This window comes from Streptomyces botrytidirepellens, assembly GCF_003721215.1.
Taxonomy (GTDB): domain Bacteria; phylum Actinomycetota; class Actinomycetes; order Streptomycetales; family Streptomycetaceae; genus Streptomyces; species Streptomyces himastatinicus.
Genome location: NZ_RIBZ01000618.1, coordinates 1 through 4696 on the forward strand (window position 1 = coordinate 1; position 4696 = coordinate 4696).

A 4696-nucleotide genomic window follows, 5' to 3' on the forward strand; every position below is an offset into this window, starting at 1 on the left:
GCCCGTACCCCGGGAGGCGGCCCGGCTGCTGCACCGGTCGCCCGCCCTCACCCCGGACGCCGAGCCCGACCCCGGCACCGCGATGCCGGAGCTGGTGCACGCCGTACGCGAGGCCGCGGGCCCCGCCCCGGCCCCCGGCCTGACCGGCTGGCTGCGCCCGGTGGTGGAGCGCTGCGCGGCCCTGCGGGCCGAGGGCACCTCCGGCGCTCGGGTGCCCGCCCCCGTCTGACCAGCTGGGGGCACCTCCCAGCGGTAGCTGGGGGCGAGCCGAAGAGGCGCGCCGGTGTCGAAAGGGAGACGCGCGCAGGGAGCGAGGGCTCGTATCGATATGCGGCTCCGCCGCGCGAGCGACCGAGCACGTCGACCGTGCGGGGGCACCTCCCAGCGGTAGCTGGGGGACGGCTGAGGCGCCCCGGAGGCGAGCGGAGCCCAAAAATTAGGACGGCGGGGGTTCGATGTCCCATTCGGCGCGGATGCCTTCGGCGGCGGCGCGGGCCTCGGGGTGATCGTCGCCGATGGTCGTCCGGTAGCGGCCCAGCACGGTCTCCCTCAGCTCCCGTGACCGGTCCGGCTCCCCGGCGGTCTCCAGGTCCAGCGCGAGGTTGCGCAGGACGGCGAGGGTGCTGGGGTGGCTGTCCCCGAGCAGGGTCTCCAGCCGGGCGGAGACCTCGGTGTTGAGCACCCGGGACTCCTCGTGGTTGCCCAGCCGGGCGAGGTCGGTGGCGAGGTTGGCCCGGGAGAGCAGCACCCAGGGGTGGTCCGCCCAGAGGGTGCCCGCGATGCCGGTGGCGGTGTCCTGGTCCAGCCGGTGGGCGCGCGGGTGTTCGCCGAGCGCCCGGAGCGTCACGGCGTGGTTGAGGGCGGCCAGGTAGGTGTACGGATGGTGCTCGCCGAGCACCTCCCGGTACCCCTGGTGGGCCTCGGCGCCGCGCTGGCCCGCGGCCTGGAGGTCGCCGGTCATGCGCAGGTCGTTGCCGAGGTTGGTGAGGGCGGCGAGGGCGTCGGGGTGGCGGTCGCCGACGGTGCGGCGGTAGTGGTCGAGGACCAGGACGGCCAGCTCCAGGCCGCGTTCGTAGTCCCCGGCCTTGCGGCAGCTGACGGACAGGTTCTTGATGGCGCGCAGGGTGTGCGGATGGGTCTCGCCGTAGTACTGGCGGTAGGTGGCGACGGTCTGCTCCTGGAGGGTGCGCGCCTCCGCGTACTCACCGCATTCGCGCATGTCGCGGGCGAGGTTGTTGACGGTGAACAGCGTGGAGCGGGCCGTCGCGCCCAGGACCATGGCCCGGACCTGCCAGACCTTCCGGTCCAGCTCGCGGGCCTGGGTGAACAGGCCGGACAGCCGCAGGCTCACCGCGTAGTTGTGGCCCGCCATCAGGGTGTTGGGGTCGTCGGTTCCGAAGACGCGCACGCTCTTGGCGTACGTGTCCTCGTCCAGCTCCAGGGCCTCCCGGAAGCGGCCGGTGGCCCGCAGGTCGGCGGCGACCCCGCCCGCCAGGTTGAGCGTGTCCTCGTGCTCCTCGCCGACGGTGGCGCGCAGCCGCCGCAGCGCGTCCGCGTTCAGCTCGCGGGCCTCGTCCAGCCTGCCCAGGGAGCGCTGGGCCGCGCCCAGCAGCCGGACCAGGTTGATGGTCCGCAGATCGTCGGGGCCGAGCCCGCGCCGCCACTCCTTGAGGGCGCGCCGGGCCAGTTCGACACCGCTGCGGAAGTCGCCGCGGGCCAGCAGATAGCGGACGACGTTGAGGACGGTGTGGCAGACGTCCGGGTCCTGGCACTCCAGCATGCCGGAGGTCTCGACGTGCGGCAGGATCTCCGTGTACTGCTCCCAGTTGCGCAGCATTTCGGGGTCGCCGGGGTCGTGCGCGGACAGCAGCAGATGGGCCAGATGGGCCGTGCTCTCGGCGGTCCCGGCGTCCAGCCCGTCCTGGAGGACGCTGCGCACCAGCCGGTGGAGCTGCACCGTACCGGCCCGGTTGTCGATGGTGAGGAGCGAGTAGCGGCCGATGTCGCGGATGGCCCGGGCCCGGTTGAGCGGTTCCTTGACGGTGCGGGACAGGGCGGCGGGCAGGCTGAGCAGCCGGGCGTTGTGCAGCAAGGACAGGGGCACCGGCTCGGGGCCGAAGAAGGCCAGCAGCCGCAGCAGTTCGAGGGCTCCGGCGTTGCGCGCCCGCAGCGAGTCCATGGAGACCTGCCACACGGCCGCCACGGATGCCGCGCCGCCGACCGTCATGGGCTCGGCGAACACCTCGGAGCGGCGGCTGGCCAGCAGGCCCAGGTACTCCTCGACCTGCACACCGCTGTTGACCTGCCAGGCCGCGGCCTGCTCGATGGCGAGCGGCAGGTCGCCGAGGGCGTCGGCCAGGCGTGACGCGTCCTCGCCGGTCATGGTGGTGTCGCGGCGGCAGAGGAACTCGATGCTCTCCTCGCGCGTGAAGACGTCCACTTTGAGGGCGCTGACCTGGTCGGCCCAGCCGCCGTCCCGGGAGGTGATGATGACGTGGCCCGCGCCGCCGGGCACCCCCACCATGTGCGGGATGTACGGCATGACGTCCTCGGGGCCGAGGGCGTTGTCGAGGACGAGCAGCCAGCGCTTCACCGGGAAGCCGGAGGCCAGGGCGGAGATGACCTTGTCGACCACGCCGTCCACGTCGGGGCCCTCGATGCCGAGGGTCGCGCCGAGCGCGGAGAGCGAGGTGCGGATGACGGCGGGCTGTTCGGCCCGCACCCACCAGACGAGTTCGTACTCCTCCGCGTACCGGCGGATGTACTCGATCGCCAGCTGGGTCTTGCCGACGCCGCCCAGCCCGTACAGCGCCTGGGGCAGCACGGCGGCGCGGCGGCCCTCGGTGAGGTAGGACCGCAGCATCCGCAGATGCTCCTCGCGGCCGGTGAAGTTGGCGTTCGGCAGCGGGACGCTGCCGGGGGCGCGCACGGCCCCGCCGGGGGGCGCACCGGCGGGGGTCTGGTCGGGGGCGGAACCCGGAGGGCTGTCCGGGGCGGCGCCGTTCTCCTGCGGGGGGCCGGACGGCGGCGCGCCGGCCGGTGTGGACGATGTGAGCCGTTCCGTGTCCGGAGCGCTCCCTGACATGGTCTCTCCCTTGGTGCGGACGCCCGGAAGATCGCTGCGGTCGTCGGTCCCGGGCGGGGAAGGCGGCGGATCGACCAGGACGCGCACCTTCTGCGCGAGCCTGCTGTACGGACGGCCGAGCGCGAGGAGCGCGGGGTGGGCGGCCGCGGCCAGCTCCCGTTCGGCGGGGGTCAGCCGGTCGTCGACCGGCCCGTCGGGCGCGGCGAGATACCGCGGCAGCAGATCGGGGCGCGCGCCGATCACCTTGGCCGCCACCGCGGACACCCCTTGGAGGGCGCGGAACAGCTCGCCGCGCCCGAGCCCGCCGAGGAGCTGGTTGCGCACGCCGTCCCGGAAGGCGAAGCCGGTGAACCCGGCCGCGGCCGGGGCGGGGCGCTCCAGCAGCCCGCTGAGCAGCACTTCGGCCAGCGGCAGCGGGCCCAGCCGGGGCAGCACGGCCTTCTTGACCTTCTCCATCACATCGAGGGTCAGCGGCGCGAGCGCGAGATGGGAGGCGAGCAGCCGGGCGGCGGGCGAGGCGGCGGCGCGGAAGGTGCGCACCCGTTCGTCCGGGGCGAGCGGTTCGTCGCCCTCCGGGGTGCGCGGGGCGGCGGCGCAGCGCGCGGCGAGCCCGTCGGCGTCGGTGAGCAGGGCGGCGGCGGGCAGCCAGCCGCCGGTGCCGGTCACCAGCCGGGCCCAGGTGGCGAGCCATTCGGGCTCGACCTCCAGCACGGGGACGGGCACGGGCCGGTCCTCCGGCGGGCCTTCGCCGGGTAACGGGTCGTCCGGGCCCTCCGCGTCCGGGCCCTCCGCGTCGGGGTCCCCGGGGGCCGGGCCCGGGAGGCGCAGGCCCAGCTCGGTGTTGGGCAGCCCGCCCGCGCAGGCGCGCAGGGAGACGTCCAGCGGGATGGCGTCACACCGGTCCCACATGTGGTGCGGCAGCGGGTTGAGCACGGCGACGGGGCCGTGCCGCGCCCACAGGTCCAGCAGCCGGGGCACGGTGCCCCGCGACCACCCTTCGCCCACGCAGTCGCTGAGCAGCAGGATCAGCCGACGGCGCTGGGGGTGCAGCAGCTCCTGCGGGTCGCGGTCCGCGGCGCTGCCGTCCGGGCGCAGGACGGCCTCGCCGGGGCGCCAGGTGTCCAGCCGCCAGGTCCGTACGTCGCTGAACGCGCCTTGGCGCTGGAAGACCTCGGTGAGCGCCCGGGCCGCGCCGTCCCAGACGGACATGGAGACGCTGTCCTCGACGACCAGGACGACGTCGAACCAGCGCTCCCCGGCGCCGTGGAACACCGGCTCCCAGAAGCCCTGTTCGGCGGCGCGGACGGCGGTGCCCTCCTCGTCCAGGGTGAAGCGGTGGACGGAGGCGCGGCGGCGACCGAAGGGGCGCAGGGCGCGGCCGAGCCCCAGCGGGTCGCTCAGCTCGATCTGGCCCTGGGTCTCGTCGGCGCCCCAGGGCCAGGCGGCGTGGACCGCGGCGGGGCCGGGGCCGCCCGTGGCGCGGACGTGGACGTAACCGGGCCAGCGGGCCTCCGCGGCGGCCGCCCCCGCGGGGCCTCCGGGCGGGCCGTCCTCGGGAGCGGTCGCGGGCGGTTCGGGAGCGTGAGGGTCGTCCCCCCGCTCGTCCTCAGC

General features: G+C 75.3%; 2 protein-coding genes. One reads left to right on the forward strand and one right to left on the reverse strand.

Annotation, left to right across the window (positions count from 1 at the left end):
* On the forward strand, positions 1-229 hold a 229-nt coding region (locus tag EEJ42_RS51330), incomplete at its 5' end, for a hypothetical protein (RefSeq protein WP_221179459.1).
* A 207-nt stretch (positions 230-436) separates the two neighbouring features.
* On the opposite strand, the gene fxsT is transcribed toward EEJ42_RS51330, so the two are convergent.
* On the reverse strand, positions 437-4696 hold a 4260-nt coding region (gene fxsT / locus EEJ42_RS33845; RefSeq protein ID WP_148082122.1), incomplete at its 5' end, for an FxSxx-COOH system tetratricopeptide repeat protein.